Annotated in this window: 14 protein-coding genes; 13 read left to right on the plus strand and 1 reads right to left on the minus strand. The window is 40.1% G+C overall.

Going from position 1 to position 15,658, the window contains the following annotated elements; translation table 11 throughout:
* The first annotated feature begins 2 nt into the window (after positions 1-2).
* From acpS to J9537_RS01635, 5 genes are all read left to right on the plus strand, one after another.
* Positions 3-353 carry a holo-ACP synthase gene (gene acpS, locus J9537_RS01615; RefSeq protein ID WP_218256470.1) on the plus strand — a complete coding sequence of 117 codons (351 nt, stop codon included), beginning with the start codon at positions 3-5 and terminating at the stop codon, positions 351-353.
* Between the two features lie 19 nt (positions 354-372).
* Positions 373-1,500, plus strand: a complete 1,128-nt coding sequence (gene alr / locus J9537_RS01620) for an alanine racemase (protein WP_218256471.1) — start codon at positions 373-375, stop codon at positions 1,498-1,500.
* 94 nt (positions 1,501-1,594) lie between these two features.
* Positions 1,595-1,966, plus strand: a complete 372-nt coding sequence (locus tag J9537_RS01625) for a type II toxin-antitoxin system PemK/MazF family toxin (protein WP_010747167.1) — start codon at positions 1,595-1,597, stop codon at positions 1,964-1,966.
* A gap of 216 nt (positions 1,967-2,182) precedes the next feature.
* Positions 2,183-2,485 (plus strand): helix-turn-helix domain-containing protein, encoded by a 303-nt coding sequence (locus tag J9537_RS01630; RefSeq protein WP_218256472.1) that lies wholly within the window; start codon positions 2,183-2,185, stop codon positions 2,483-2,485.
* Positions 2,463-2,678, plus strand: coding sequence for a hypothetical protein (locus J9537_RS01635; RefSeq protein WP_218256473.1), 216 nt, complete (start codon positions 2,463-2,465; stop codon positions 2,676-2,678). The genes J9537_RS01630 and J9537_RS01635 overlap by 23 nt, the downstream gene beginning before the upstream one ends.
* Positions 2,679-2,705: 27 nt before the next feature.
* Here J9537_RS01635 and J9537_RS01640 read toward each other — a convergent pair whose 3' ends face one another.
* Positions 2,706-3,722, minus strand: coding sequence for a class F sortase (locus J9537_RS01640; RefSeq protein WP_218256474.1), 1,017 nt, complete (start codon positions 3,720-3,722; stop codon positions 2,706-2,708).
* Between the two features lie 243 nt (positions 3,723-3,965).
* On the opposite strand from J9537_RS01640, the gene J9537_RS01645 reads away from it, so the two are divergent.
* From J9537_RS01645 to J9537_RS01680, 8 genes are all read left to right on the plus strand, one after another.
* A complete protein-coding gene (locus J9537_RS01645; RefSeq protein ID WP_218256475.1) occupies positions 3,966-5,420 on the plus strand; it encodes an AcpB/EbpR/MafR family transcriptional regulator in 1,455 nt (484 codons plus the stop codon).
* A gap of 84 nt (positions 5,421-5,504) precedes the next feature.
* Positions 5,505-7,151, plus strand: a complete 1,647-nt coding sequence (locus J9537_RS01650) for a MutS-related protein (RefSeq protein WP_218256476.1) — start codon at positions 5,505-5,507, stop codon at positions 7,149-7,151.
* 147 nt (positions 7,152-7,298) lie between these two features.
* Positions 7,299-9,038 carry an ABC transporter ATP-binding protein gene (locus J9537_RS01655; RefSeq protein WP_218256477.1) on the plus strand — a complete coding sequence of 580 codons (1,740 nt, stop codon included), beginning with the start codon at positions 7,299-7,301 and terminating at the stop codon, positions 9,036-9,038.
* Positions 9,028-10,908, plus strand: coding sequence for an ABC transporter ATP-binding protein (locus J9537_RS01660; protein WP_218256478.1), 1,881 nt, complete (start codon positions 9,028-9,030; stop codon positions 10,906-10,908). Before J9537_RS01655 ends, J9537_RS01660 begins: the two co-directional genes overlap by 11 nt.
* Positions 10,909-11,018: 110 nt before the next feature.
* Entirely contained in the window at positions 11,019-11,465 is a 447-nt protein-coding gene (locus tag J9537_RS01665; protein WP_218256479.1) for a GNAT family N-acetyltransferase, read from the plus strand.
* Between the two features lie 18 nt (positions 11,466-11,483).
* Positions 11,484-12,416, plus strand: a complete 933-nt coding sequence (locus tag J9537_RS01670; RefSeq protein WP_218256480.1) for an NADP-dependent oxidoreductase — start codon at positions 11,484-11,486, stop codon at positions 12,414-12,416.
* 1 nt (position 12,417) lies between these two features.
* Positions 12,418-12,735, plus strand: coding sequence for a hypothetical protein (locus tag J9537_RS01675; protein WP_218256481.1), 318 nt, complete (start codon positions 12,418-12,420; stop codon positions 12,733-12,735).
* Between the two features lie 154 nt (positions 12,736-12,889).
* Positions 12,890-15,625 carry a YhgE/Pip domain-containing protein gene (locus J9537_RS01680; RefSeq protein ID WP_218256482.1) on the plus strand — a complete coding sequence of 912 codons (2,736 nt, stop codon included), beginning with the start codon at positions 12,890-12,892 and terminating at the stop codon, positions 15,623-15,625.
* The last annotated feature ends 33 nt before the right edge of the window (positions 15,626-15,658 follow it).

Below are 15,658 nucleotides of genomic sequence, written 5' to 3' on the forward strand. Positions count from 1 at the left end.
GTATGATCAAAGGAATCGGGATTGATGCGACTGAACTTGAACGAGTCGCAAAAATCATTGAGCGCCGACCGCATTTTGTGGAACGAATATTAACTCCGGCGGAACAGACCCTTTTTGCTAGCCATTCGCCTCATCGTCAGGTAGAATTTCTAGCAGGACGGTATGCATGTAAAGAAGCTTTTTCAAAGGCGTGGGGGACCGGCATTGGAAAAGTCAGTTTTCAGGATTTAGAGATTTTACGAGATGATAACGGTGCACCCGCCTTTACAAAATCACCTCATCAGGGAAAAGTTTTTGTCAGCTTGACCCATACGGAGGACCTAGCGATCGCTCAAGTATTGCTAGAAGAATAGAAAGAAGGATACTTAGTTTATGGTTGTAACGTATCATCGACCTACAAGAGCTATCATACATAGGAAAGCATTGAGAGAGAACATCAAACATGAGGTTGAGCGTTTGCCGGAAGGCGTGGAATTGTTTGCGGTAGTGAAAGCAGACGGCTATGGTCATGGAGCGGTTGCTACTGCTCAAACGGCTTTATCGGTTGGTGCTACAGGTTTTTGTGTGGCGACACTGGATGAAGCAATCGAGTTGCGAGAAGCGGGGATTACGGAGCCTATTTTAGTTTTGAGTGTGGTATTCCCAAGCTATCTATCATTGGTTATTGATTATGATTTGTCAATCACCGTGGCAACAAAGGAATGGCTGATCGAGGCTCAAGAAGTTTTAAAAGATTTAGAAGAGGCAACAAAACCAATAAAGATCCATATTAAAGCGGATTCTGGAATGGGGCGAATTGGTTTCTTAACACCAGAAGAAGTAAAGGAAGCTGCTGCAATCATTGATGATTCACCACATATGATTTGGGAAGGTCTATTTACTCATTTCGCTACCGCTGATGAGAAAGACGCTTCTTATTGGCATAAGCAAGCAGAGCGGTTTAACATGGTGATTGAGGCACTAGACCATTTGCCACGCTACGTTCACTCAAGCAACAGCGCGACGGCCTTATGGCATGACAAAGAAATGCCGGGAAACATGATTCGCTATGGCATTGGAATGTATGGATTGAATCCATCAGGTCATGAATTGCCAGAGACCTATCCATTAAAACCTGCAATGGAATTAGTTTCTGAGTTGATTCAAGTAAAAGAATTGGCTGCCGGTGAAGGTGTTGGTTACGGTAAAACCTATGACACACCTAAAAAAGAATGGATTGGGACTATTCCGATCGGCTATGCGGATGGTTGGCTGCGGAAGATGCAGGGATTTTCATTATTGGTAGAAGGCGAGTATTGTGAGATTGTTGGTCGTGTGTGTATGGATCAATTAATGGTTCGTCTGCCACGAGAGTTCAAGGTCGGTACAAAAGTCACATTGATCGGTAAAAACAACGGAAAAGAGATTACAATGCAAGAGGTTGCGGATCATTTAGGGACAATCCATTATGAGGTTTGCTGCATGCTTTCAGAACGTGTTCCTAGAATTTATCAAAACTAAAGGCAAGAAATACTTAGAGGAATGATATACGGTAAGAACATCGGGGGCATTTTTTGGAAAAAATGCCTACATTAAAAGGAGTAAGGAGATTATTATGGTTAAACGTGGTGATATCTATTTCGCGGATTTATCGCCAGTCATTGGTTCTGAACAAGGTGGCATTCGGCCGGTATTGGTCATCCAAAATAATTTAGGAAATCATTTTAGCCCGACGATCATCATCGCTGCGATCACAGCGAAAATGGCTAAGCCTAAATTACCAACACATATCGGAATCAAATCAAACGGTACCGGAATTGAACGAGATTCGGTTATCTTATTAGAGCAGATTCGCACGATTGACAAATCACGTTTGAAGGAAAAGGTTTGTCATTTAGATCGGTGCTTGATGGCAGAAGTGGATGCTGCCTTACGTATCAGCGTGGGTATCGAGACGATGTCTGCTGTGACATCGAATCTTACATAAAATCAGCTAGATTTACAAGGCTTGTTTCTTATCTTAGGAACCAGCGTTTAAGCTACAGGAAAATTTCTCAAAATGTGCTAGCTAACAAGGACACAACGATTCGTTGTGTTCTTTTTTTCATGGTTCAACGAATCATCTATCAATGATTTATAGTAAACTTGGAGGTTAGCATTGTATAATACAGGTATAGAAAAGTACTGGAAATGAGGGAGAGCAATGGTTGATATCGGAGAACAGCTTCGGTATTTTCGTCAAAGAAAAAAGATGAGCCAAAAACAGCTTGCCGAGCTGCTGCATGTTACACCGCAAACCATTTCTAAATGGGAATTGAATAAAAGTGCACCAGATTATGATCAGCTGATTGCCCTTAGTAAAATTTATCGAAAAAGTATCGATGCGCTTTTAGGCCAGGCCAAACCTAGCCTTTTGGATTATTTGGCAGATTCGCAGAATTTTAGAAACCAGTATGGGTTGCCCAGTATGAACGGAGGAGAAGATGATGGAAGAGAGGATTCGTAAAATCAATAAGCTACTTTTAATTACCTATAATTTAGGCGGAGTGTGTTTAATTGCGATAGGCCATCTGAGAGGCATCGGGGCTTCACCAGGGTATATTTCAACAGGAATAAAGATAGTCACTGCGATTGTTTTTTCTACGATGCTGATAGCTCATCTTATTCGCTATATTATGGAGCGGACAATAAAAAAGTAGGCTGGCACACAAAGTGTCAGCCTCTTTTTATGCTTGCGCAAAAACGATCAGATTGACCGTATCGCTGAGACACGTCTGTAAGGTAATACGCTCACCTCCACCAGCAGAGGTAATCTGGTCCCAATTATCTATTCCAGAAGCGATGTCTCTGCCGCTATCATCGACTTGAATCAATCCATTTACTATATAAGTGGTTGCATTGCCTGCGTTATCAGTAACAGTAATGGCATCTCCTCCACCAAGGGATAATAATGGCGAGAAGATTCCAGGATTGTGCCCAATAAAATGAGTGTTTTGATTATCCATACCAGATTGTGTAGGGTTTCCACCCCAAGTTGCAGCAACCGGACTACCATTGATAACCCCCTGGCCGCTGCCTTGCCCAGCATTTACATAAGGAAGAAACTGACCGTGAAAAGAAATTTGATTTGGCTGTAAAGAAGGTGTTTGTGGAGCAGTAACTTCTGTTTGAGTTTCCTCTGGGACTACAGGCTGTATTTCTTGTTCATTGTTGAGCTGTTCTTGTTGTACTGGAGGTTCGACAGGTGCTTGTTCTGTTTCTGAAGAAGAAGTAGTAGGTTCTGCTACTTCTGGTGGATCGGGAGTTTCAACAGGGGCTAGGACTGCCTCTTTTTGCGAAGCAACAGCGGTATGAGTTTTATCTTCTTTTTTTTCAGAAGGAGCAACTTTTTCTTCCTCAACAATAATAAGGACTTTCCGCTTATCGTAATCCTGTTTGTTTTTTGCCGATAAGGTTAGTGAGTGGCGTCCAGGTTTGCTTGTATTAATTTTAGAATAGTTGAGTTTGATAAGTTGATAGTTATCATCAACGGCTTTGTAATACTGTTTTGGGTGAAAGGAATGGTTCGCAGTGATCGTGATCGTGTCTTCACCATAAATCTTTACTTGATTTTCATAGCTATCTTCCTTTTTATTATTGGATCGAGCATCTGAAATGGAAGAAAAAATAAGTGGGACAAATAATAAGAGGAGACATACAATAACAGCTGAAAAAATAGTTTTTTTCCTTCGTGCTGATTTCATAAAAAACACTCCTTTTTCTTATTTGCCTAGATGATAAAGCATAAATGATTAACAAAAAATAAAAATAACGTAATTGTTAAAAGGAGTTGTTATATGTGGATTTTAGTTAAATAAATATCAATATTTTTCCGCTTTTATGGAGTTATTTTATGATATAATGACCAAAGAATGTTATAATCCAAAAAAATAAAAAAGATTATTGAATTTGAAGAATAGTGACAATTGGCTTAAGGGGGGACTTTTGTGCGAAGATTATTAAAAAATACAACACAACGGCGGCTAGCCATTATTGGTGTTTTAAGGGATTTGATTGGATGGCAGAATCCAGAAATGATTGCTGATCTGTTAGATTGCTCAATGAGAACGGTTATCTCTGATGTTGAAGCAATCAATGATCATTGGGGAGAACATGTTGGGGTAGAATATTCTCGTACAAACGGCTTTCGTTTGAATGATGCACTTCATAATAAGACACGACAGCTAGCGCGAAATTTGATGGAAGAGTCTGAAGCCTTTACTTTTTTGGAACGAATCTTCTTCCAACCAAATGAAGATATGGATTATTGGATCAAGGAGCTGTACATTAGTGAAGCGACTTTTTATCGCATGATCAAGCAAATTGATAAGGTTTTAAAAGAAAAAGGGCTCGTTTTGGAACGAAGGCCCTTTCGAGTAAATGCGAAAAACGAACGGTGGGTCCGTGTTTTTTATGTTCAATTATTTTTAGAGAAATATGGATTGAACGAATGGCCATTCGTATTAGAACGTGAACGAATGATTGAGTTTATCAAATGTGCGAATCGTTCTTTTGATATTGTTTATAATGATCGTGAAGTTCTAGAGAGCAGTTACTTATTGGCGATCATTATCGAGCGTACGTCACAGGGGTTTGTATTATCAGAGCGAGAGAAAATGAGCTTGAATCAAGCGTTGATTGATAAAATTTTGACCTTGAGACCAGAAGCAGATCGAATAGTCCAAAACTCGGAATATTTAGTGACAGATGAGTGGTATTATGAGGTGGCGAATAGTTTGTTTTGTTCGTGTTTCATTACGCGTTTTGATCCAACTTGTCAACATACACTCGGGTATTTAGATAGTTTTCTTGGAGAGCTAGAGCATGTTTATGAAGTCCCTCTGTCTGATGAAAGACGTAAAGTTATCCTGCAAAAACTTTTGCAAATACAAGCAGCATATCAGGTTTGTCCCTATCCACGGTCAATTTTATTTGACTCGGCTGCCTATTTTTCAAGAAATGCGAAACAGCAATACCCGCATTTCACAAAATACGTCCATCAATTATTACTGCGGATGGAACGAACACTCGGAGACCCTTGGTTTAGTCAATTTTATTTTTCAGTTCTGACAGTTTTATTTAAAGAATGGGAGGGATTGGCACATTCTTTAGATACTCATTCGACAAAGGTTAAGATTTTGGTGATGAGTGATTCTGGTAAAAGTCATGCAGAATTGCTTGCAGAACTCATTAGGAGTCGGTTTCATTCTCGGGTATGGATCGAATCCCATCAAGGATCGGCGTTGAATTATCGGCAGGATGTGAACTTCAAAGATTATGATCTAGTGCTTGCTAACTACCCAATTAAGAATTATTCCTATGGTAATTTGAAAATCGTTGATGATTTTTTGACAGAGAGTGATTTGTCATCGATTGGTTCTGTGATAAAAGAGATTCGTTAGACTCGCTTTGAGTCTCTTTTTTTGTTTCTATTACTCATAACTTTCGCTACAATGGGATTAACTGTTCTAAGTGAGGAGAAATTGATGAATTTCATACTCTTAGCTGTAGGTATTGTTTTGATTGTTGCGACATTTTTTGTCGTGTTAGATAGTTCTTCCCAACTCAAGATTCGGGTTAGAACCCAGTGGGGAAAATTGCCACGTCAGACTCGTTTTGATAAAGAAGAAAGCTTGAAGGCTGTCTGGCAGCTTGAAAAGCAATTTCATGAATGGGATAGTGAAATTGACGATTTAACTTGGTACGACTTGAATATGCGTGAAATTTTTGAACTGCTCAATGGGACTTATTCTAGTATTGGATCAGAGGCGTTGTATCAACGCTTGAGAAACTATAATTTTCATCCAGCCGATGATTTAGAAGAGTTGATCCAGTTTTATCAAGCGAACCCTGAAATCAGAGAGAAGGTTCAGTATTATTTTGCTGGATTGGGAAAGCGGGACAATAATTTTACTAAGCAATATATTGCGAATGGTCAAAAAGAAAAGTTAGGGAATTTATGGTTATTTGTTTTACTTGGAGCTTTGCCGTTTGTGGGACTTCTTTCGCTTTTATTCATTGGACCAATAGGTATATTTTTCCTGCTGGGGTCTATTTTATTCAATATTATTTTTTATATGACAAAGAAAGCCAACTTGGAAACAGAATTAGAAAGTATGCGATATTTGGTTCAGTCGATTTCTTTAGCTAATAGATTAAGTAAGTTAGCAACTCCACGTCAGACAGAAATCATGAAAAATGTAAAACCTTTAAAATCCATTGCTCGCTGGGGTTTTACCTTTCGAGTAAAGAGTACAAGTGAAGCGGATATTTTATTTGAATATTTGAATTTGGCTTTTATGATTCCTTTTATTGCCTACAATTTCGTGATTACTCGCTTGAGTAAATATAGTCAAGAAGCAATTGCTTTGTGGACAGTGCTGGGAGAGATGGAGGTTGCCGCAGCGGTTCTGAATTTTCGGACGTATTTCCCAGAAAGCTGCCAGCCAGAATTTACTGAAGGAGGAATTCAAGCGAAGGACGTTTATCATCCGCTTGTTGATTATTCAGTGGTTAATCCTGTTGACTGGCATCGAAATACATTAGTTACCGGCTCCGATGCCTCTGGAAAATCGACCTATGTCAAAAGTATTGCTATTAGTGCGATTCTTTCTCAGACGATCAATACAGCAATTGCTGAAGAATTTGTCTTACAGGCGGGACATGTTCTAACTTCCATGGCTGTTGAAGATGACATTATCGCAGGTGACAGTTATTTTGTCGCTGAGATAAAATCAATCAAAAGGCTTCTGGATCAAGTGGAACAAGGTGAACGATGCTATTGTTTTATTGATGAAATACTAAAAGGAACGAATACGATTGAACGAATCGCAGCTTCTTCTAGTGTTGTTACCTGGTTGGCAGATTCCCCAAGCTTAAGCTTTGTAGCGACACATGATATTGAATTGACTGAAATCCTGAAAAATCAATGTGATAATGTGCATTTTGATGAAACTGTGACAGAAGAACAAGGCATCACGTTTGACTACTTATTAAAGAAAGGACCGGCAATCACTCGTAACGCAATCGCCTTGTTGAAGGTGATGGATTATCCTGAAAAACTGGTCACTAAGGCTCAAAATGAGGCGCGTTATTTCGATCAGCAGCGAAAGTGGCCGATTCTAAAAAAATAGGCGGACAAGTATGTTTTGTTTCGAAACGAAAGAGCCTCTTAAAAACAAGAAGGCTCTTTTTTATGAAAAAGGGGTTAATTTATTAGAACTTTTGTATAAAAATCTCTATACTATAGTAAGCAATTAGTTAGGAAAGGACGTGAATACATGCTGAAAAAATTACTGGCAAATGTCGGTGAATATAAGAAGCAGAGCTTACAGACCCCTCTATTTACAATGGGGGAGGTTTTGATGGATGTGATCATGCCCTTGATCATGGCAGGGGTGATCGATCATGGCATCGAAAAAAGTGATACGAATACGATTTTACGTTATGGTGGTTTATTATTTTTGTGTGCATTGTTTGCACTAGCTATGGGAACATTAGGCGGGCGAACCGCCGCTATCGCTTCAGCAGGATTTGCCAAAAATTTGCGTCATAACCTGTTTGAACGGATTCAAAGTTTCTCCTTCTCGAATATTGATCGTTTTTCAAGTTCGAGTTTGATTACCCGTTTAACCACAGATGTTACCAATGTTCAAAATGCTTATCAAATGGTGATCCGGATTTTGGTACGCTCACCGCTAATCTTGATTTTCTCATTAGTGATGACCTTTCATATTAATCGAGAGCTATCCATGATTTATTTAGTGATTGTTCCGATTATGATTGTGGGGCTAGGTCTGATTATTCGCTTTGCTCATCCTTTGTTTGAAAAGGTATTCCGAACCTATGACCGATTGAACAACGTGGTCCATGAAAATCTGCAAGGGATCCGAGTGGTGAAATCTTATGTCCGTGAAGGCCATGAAGAAGAAAAATTCAGTCGTGTATCAAAAATGGTTTTTGATAATTTTACGAAGGCACAACGAATCGTTGCTTTCAATATGCCGCTCCTGCAGGTAGCCGTGTATACGTGTATGCTGCTGCTTTCTTGGTTAGGTGCGGAATTGATCGTGGACAAAGGGAATCTGACTACCGGTGAGTTAGTCAGTATGTTCAATTATACTATGCAGATTTTGATGAGCTTGATGATGATGTCAATGACCTTTGTTCAGTTGATGATCGCCCGTACATCTGCGGAGCGAATAACAGAGGTGTTGACGGAAGAAAGTGATCTGAAAAATGGCGATAATCCTCTGACAGAAGTATCAGATGGTTCAGTAGAATTTAAAGATGTCTGCTTTAGCTACAAAGATGATATGGATAAACTAGTATTGGAAAATATTGATTTGAAAATAGCTTCTGGTGAAGTCATCGGAATTGTGGGCGGTACCGGGAGTTCAAAATCAAGTTTGGTCCAGTTGATTCCACGACTTTACGATGTTACGCATGGTCAAATCAAAGTAGGCGGTCATGATGTTCGCAGCTACGATTTAGAAACATTACGTGACCAAGTGGGAATGGTTCTGCAGAATAATGTTTTATTCAGCGGAACGATCACGGAAAATCTGCGCTGGGGCGATGAAAACGCCACAGAGGAAGAAGTTATCCATGCAGCAACGATTGCACAGGCAGATTCATTTATTCAAGAATTTCCTAATAAATATGGCACCATGATCTCTGAAGGCGGGAACAATGTTTCCGGCGGTCAGAAGCAGCGCTTGACGATTGCCCGTGCTTTGTTGAAAAAGCCCAAAATTCTGATCTTAGACGATTCTACGAGTGCAGTAGATACGAAAACGGATCGGGCGATTCGCGAAGGCCTAGCTAAAGAGATTCCAGGGACGACGACCTTTATTATTTCTCAACGGATTAGTTCCATCCAAGATGCAGATCGAATCATCGTATTGGACGATGGAAAAATCAACGGTGTCGGAACGCATGATGAGCTGCTGGCAAATAATGTCATCTATCAAGAAGTCTTTGATTCTCAACAGAAAGGATTTGGTGACCATGATGAATAAAGCAACGATGCCCAAATCCAGCCCTATGAAAACAATCAAACGCCTTTTGAAAATTATGGCGAAGGAGCATAAGACGCAACTAATCATTGTCTTTTTCATGATCCTGATCAGTGCCTTTGCGAATGTGCGAGGCTCACTGTTTTTGCAGGTCGTGATCGATGATTACATCACTCCATTGATTGGACAAAGTAATCCTGATTTTACAGGTCTGTTGAAGGCGATTATGACGATGGCTTTGATTTACGTTGTCGGGATTATTGGCACGCTTTCTTATAACCTGATCATGGTAAAAGTTTCTGAAGGAACGCAAAAGAGGATTCGCGATCAAATGTTTAATCATCTAGAAACGTTGCCCTTACGCTATTTTGATTCAAATGCTGATGGAGACATCATGAGTCATTTTACCAATGATACCGATACATTGCGTCAGATGATCTCGCAAAGTATTCCGAATCTAATGATGGCGCTAGTCACATTTGTTTCCGTGTTTATTGCGATGTTTTCATTGAGTATTCCTTTAACTTGTTTTGTTATTGTTTCGGTTTCAATGATGTTTGTCATGCTTCGTTTTATTACCAATCGCAGCGGAAGGTATTTTGGTGAACAGCAGCGCTCTCTTGGAAAAGTCAATGGATACATCGAAGAGATGATGCACGGACAAAAGGTAGTAAAGGTCTTCAATCATGAAGAAAATGCAATGAAGGAATTCGACGTAATCAATGATCAGCTGCAAGAAAGTGCGACGAAAGCCAATGCTACTGCAAATACATTAATGCCCATTATGATGAATCTCTTGAATATTCAGTATGTTTTAGTGGCAATAATTGGCGGCCTCTTTGCAGTTTACGGTGTTTCTGCTCTGACTGTCGGAATGATTGCTTCGTTCTTACAATTGAGCCGTTCGTTGAATGGTCCTATTAGTCAAATTTCACAACAAATCAATTTCGTTATTATGGCTTTGGCGGGGGCAGATCGGATTTTCCAATTATTGGATGAAGAATCAGAAGTGGATGATGGCTATGTAACGTTAGTCAATGTCAAAGAAGTTAATGAGGATCTAGTCGAGACCAATGAACGGACTGGTATATGGGCTTGGAAGCATCCTCATGAAGATGGCACGACTTCTTATGTCCGTCTGACCGGAGATGTTCGATTCGAGGATGTGAATTTCGGCTACAATGACGATCAACTGGTACTGCATGATATTAATCTTTATGCCGAGCCTGGTCAAAAGGTGGCTTTTGTCGGGGCGACAGGTGCTGGTAAAACGACAATCACGAATCTGATTAATCGATTCTACGATATTCAAGAAGGTAAAATACGCTACGATGGTGTCAATGTCAAAAAAATCAAAAAAAGCTCTCTGCGTTCTTCTTTAGGGATCGTTTTGCAGGATACCCATCTATTCACAGGAACCGTTAAGGAAAATATTCGTTACGGAAATTTAAGTGCGACAGACGAAGAGGTTTATCAAGCAGCGAAGTTATCAAATGCGGATACCTTTATCCAGCATTTACCAGAAAAATACGATACGGTGATCACTGGCGATGGCGAAGGTCTATCACAGGGACAACGTCAATTATTGGCGATTGCCCGTGCCGCGATCGCAGATCCACCAGTTATGATCATGGACGAAGCAACCTCTAGTATTGATACTCGAACGGAAAGCATCGTTCAATCTGGAATGGATCGTTTAATGGAAGGGCGCACGGTATTTGTTATTGCCCATCGATTATCAACGATTCAAAACTCGGATGTGATTATGGTAATGGATCATGGTCGAATCATTGAACGTGGAGATCATGAAAGTCTGTTAGCCGAAGGCGGAATGTATTATCAATTGTATACTGGAAAAGTTGAATTAGATTAGTTGCTAAAGAAAAGGTGTGTCTTGCATAGGTGAGACACACCTTTTTGTTGGAACAACTGTAAAAGAATCGCTACAATAAAAATAAAGGTTTCTGGAAAGGAAGCGGTGGGATGAATGTTGAGATTTCAAGGTTGGACCTATCGGAATTATCTGAGGCGAAAAAATTGGTCAAAAAAGTATTTATGACATTTGAAGCACCAGATTATTCAAAGGAGGGCGTGGCTCATTTTTTGACATATTTGGATGAAGAGCTAGAAATGGAGCTTGCAGCGAATCAAGTACAGGTTTGGTGTGGGAAAGATGCCCAGCAAATCGTAGGACTGCTAGCGGTCCGTTTACCTGCTCATGTAGCACTTTTGTTTGTTGACGAAGCCTATCATCGTCGAGGGATCGCGAAGCAATTATTTCAAGAGATGCTTTCAGAACTAATGCCGGAACAAGTAACAGTCAATTCTTCTCCCTATGCTGTTCCGATATATGAACGGTTAGGGTTTCAAATTGAAGGAAACGAAAAAACTGTTTCAGGGATAAGGTTTCAGTCAATGGTTTATAAATAATAGAAAGGACAGATGAAGATGAAACGTTTTGCAATAAAAGATTACGGTACGGCCAAAGATGTATTGATAGAAATCGAGGCAGAACCTCGAGCGGTGGATGCGAGCCATGTTCGGGTAAAGCTATTGTCTTTCGCGATTAATCCTTATGATGTTGCTTTGCGGCAAGGAGCGATGCGTGATTTTCGAACACTTAAATTTCCTTACGTATTAGGCAATGATGGTGCGGGAATCGTGACAGAAGTTGGCAGTGAAGTTGCCCATGTAAAGATTGGCGATGAAGTGATTGTTCATGCGGTTGGAGGGACTTATGGCGAAGAAGTAGTCGTTCCAGGTAAAAAAATAGTGAAGAAACCAGCTTCAATGTCTTGGGAAGCGGCAGCAGGTGCTGTAACTCCGTGGTTAACAACGTACAATTTAGTCACGCACGTATTAGGTGATGATATTGGGAAGACAGTGATGGTACAGGGGGCATCTGGAGCAGTTGGCTCACTGCTAGTCCAATTTCTAAAGAAACAAGGAAAGATTGTTTTTGCTTCGGCTTCTAAACGGAATGAGTCCTTAGTGCGCCAACTAGGAGCGGATCAATTTGTTGCTTATGATGAAGAGGATGCTGGAGTGATTTTTGAAAATCAGGCGGATACAGTAATTGACGCAACTAAAGGCGGGCGTGCTGGTGAATCAGGGATGCAGATTATGAAAGAAGGCGGGAATTTTGTCGCCTTAAACGACCTGCCAGAGAAACAAAAAAAATCTGGGCATTATCTCTCTTACAGTCCTTCAAAGGATTATTCAGATTTTGAAGCGTTGACGGCATTAACAGAACTAGCGGACAATCTTCAGTTAACGATTGCAGAAGTATTGCCCTTCACTTTATCGAGTGTGATTCAAGGACATGAAGCATTAGAAGGTCACCCGTCAGCCGGAAAAATCATTATTAAAAGAGAGGCATAAAATGGATCAACGAAAATGGTTATTAATAAAAGCGAATTTTGATGGAACAGAAGATTTGGCAGATGGCTATTATCGCTTGCGTGAAATTGATGGAGGCTATCAGCTTGCGTTTTTAGTCGCGGGGCCTTGCGGAGACAAGATTCCACATCCAGAAGTGACGCTGCGTTTAGAAGGGAATCAGATGCAGCCGATTCGTTTACGGGATTTGGAAGCAACACCGATTTTGAACCTATCACAGGAAAATGATTTAGAAAGAATCGAAGCCTTGACAGATCAACTTCTAAATCGCTTTATCAAGGCCAAAAAACTCAGCCTTTAAGCATTTCTTTAGCTTTTCATAGGTGAAAAGGGATACAATTATGACAAATCGTTAGGAATGTCAAAAAAGGTCATTTCAGACCCACACTAGAATTGAAATTAGCCGAAATTCCGTGCTAAAGTGGTTCAGCGAGAAAAAATAGTAGGTGAAATCAATGAAAGTTTTACAATCTCTCAAACATACATGGAGTCTTTTTAAATTAGATTGGCGACGAATTTTCAAAAATCCGATCGCCATTTTTCTGATGGCTGCGTTAGTCATCATTCCATCCCTTTACGCCTGGTTCAATATAAAAGCCTTATGGGATCCATATTCCAATACCGGTGAATTACCAATCGCCGTGTACAGCGCCGATACAGGGGCGAAATTCCAAGACAAGGATGTCGAGATCGGAAATGAAGTTGTTAAAAATCTTCACAAAAATAAGCAATTAGGCTGGCGCTTCGTTGACTCAAAAGAACAAGTCGTCGAAGGCGTAAAGTCTGGTAAATACTATGCGGGTATTTATCTGCCAAAAGAATTTTCGAAAGATTTATTGAGCTTCACCTCCGGAGATATAAAAAAACCAAAGATCGAATATTATCTGAATCAAAAAATCAATGCGATCGCACCGAAAATTACGGATAAGGGTGCCGGATCAATCCAACAAGAAATCAGTCAAGAGTTTATTAAAACGGCTAGTTCAACACTGTTGAAGGTTTTTAATGAGATCGGCTATAACATTGATGAGAACTTAGTAAGTATCAATAAGGTCAAAAATTTGATTCTTACTACGAATGATAATTTAGGTGAAATCGATAAATATACGCAGGAAGTTGTAGAGGTTCAGGGCAAATTACCTGAGTTGAAGGAAAAATTGGCAAAAGCCAATGAATTGCAGGCTTATTTACCGCAAGTCGATGAGATGGGCCAAAAATTGATTACGTTAAATCAAAAGATGCCGGAGATCAAACAGCAAGCTAGTGTTATCTTGACTCTGCAGCAGAAGATTCCAGAAATTCAACAAGCTGGCAATCAATTAGCTCAAGTTGACGGTGACTTTGCTGAGATTCAAAAGACAATGAATGACGGCATTAACGAGGCCAAACAAGGATTGAACATCATTCATCAAGTTCAAACGATCCTGCCAGATATTCAAAAGCTTGGGAACCAAGCAGACGATTTTGCTGCAACAACAAAAGATGGCGCAGAAAAACTGAAATCCGCGGTACCCAGTATTTCAAGCAGTGTTCAGGTGACGCTGCAGTCGATTGGACAAGTAGCGACGACGACACAATCAATAACTAGTGATTTATCTGCTTTATTAGATAAAGAAGAATTGACTGCAGATGAAAAAGCACATATTGCTGCAATCATTGGTGATTTTCAAAATAATCTTGCAGGACAACAAGAAGCCATAGATAAACTCAATCAATTTTTGACGGACTTAAAGAAAACAGCAGAAGATAACGGTAATACTGAAGCAAGTCAAAGTTTAGCAACAATTATAGGTCAACTTGAAAATGTGAAAAATTCTCTAGGCGATCTAAGCAATCGTTTTGGTCACCTTAATGATTTGGTTCAAAATGGTAGTACAGATGAAGCAAAAGAATATTTAAAGGAAATCAATACAGCTGCTGGAAATATTGCTAATTTCGTTAACGGTATCAACGTTGAGCAAATCTCTCAAACAGTCAGCACGATTCTTGATAAATTAATCAATACAATTACTACAGCACAAGGGGTATTGAATCAAGCACAGCAAATTGATTTTGCTTCTTTATTAAATTCGACGGAGGGCACTGTCAGCAATGCGATCACCTTCTTAGAAAAATATCAAAAACAAATGCCAGCCATTGGTCAGGAAGTACATGATGCAAATGTGCTATTAAATGGACATATGAACGACATTGTTAATGGGATAAATACAGGTGCAGATCTTTACAATAATGAATTGCCAGTAGTAGAACAAAAGTTAGGCATGGCTGCGGACTTCATGCAAAATGATTGGCCGGGTGTGAAAAAGGATCTGACAGGCGGCTTGAAAGTCGCAAATGACAAGATGCCCGAGGTTGAGCAGGCCTTAAATCTCGCGACGGATTTAATCCAAAATGATTGGCCGACTCTACGCAGCGGTATCCAAAAAGCGGCGAATGCGATTCAGCAAGGGGATAAGACCATTGACTTCGGTCAAGTATTGAAATTATTGAAGCTGGATGCACAAAAGGAAAGTGACTTCTTCACTACTCCTGTAGATTTACAAACCAATACGATGTATCCAATCGAAAATAACGGGTCAGCTAGTACGCCTTTCTATACAGCATTATGTCTGTGGGTTGGAGCGGTATTGTTCTCAAGTGTTACCACAACAGAATTTTTCTTAGATAAAAAAGATCGCGGCAAATACACGAAACGTGAACAGTTTGGCGCACGGATGTTAACCTATTTGGTCGTAAGTGTTGGACAAGCGTTGATTGTAACGCTAGGAAATATGTTCTTACTAGGCGTTTATGTGAAAAATCCAGTTTACAGCGTACTATTTGCAGTGCTAGTCGCCCTGGCCTTCATGATGATTGTTTACACACTTGTGGCACTCTTTGGGACAGTCGGAAAAGGGATCGCGATTATTATTCTCGTGCTTTCCATCTCTGGTGGAGGTGGGAACTACCCGATCCAGGTATCTGGCAAGTTCTTCCAAGCAGTCAATCCTTGGTTGCCGTTTACCCATGCGGTTAACTTGCTACGTGAAAGCGCAGGTGGGATCTATTGGCCAAATGCGACAGGAGATATCATTATTATGATCGTTCTTTTCATCGTGTTTGGTATCCTAGGAACTTGGGCATATCCAGTATTACAACCTCGTTTAACCAAACTTACAAAAGTTGCCCATGAAAGCAAAATTTTCCATTAAAAAAGTACAGGCAAGACAACAGCGTATTACTGT

It is taken from the genome of Enterococcus raffinosus (assembly GCF_019175485.1).
GTDB classification, from domain to species: Bacteria; Bacillota; Bacilli; order Lactobacillales; family Enterococcaceae; genus Enterococcus_A; species Enterococcus_A raffinosus.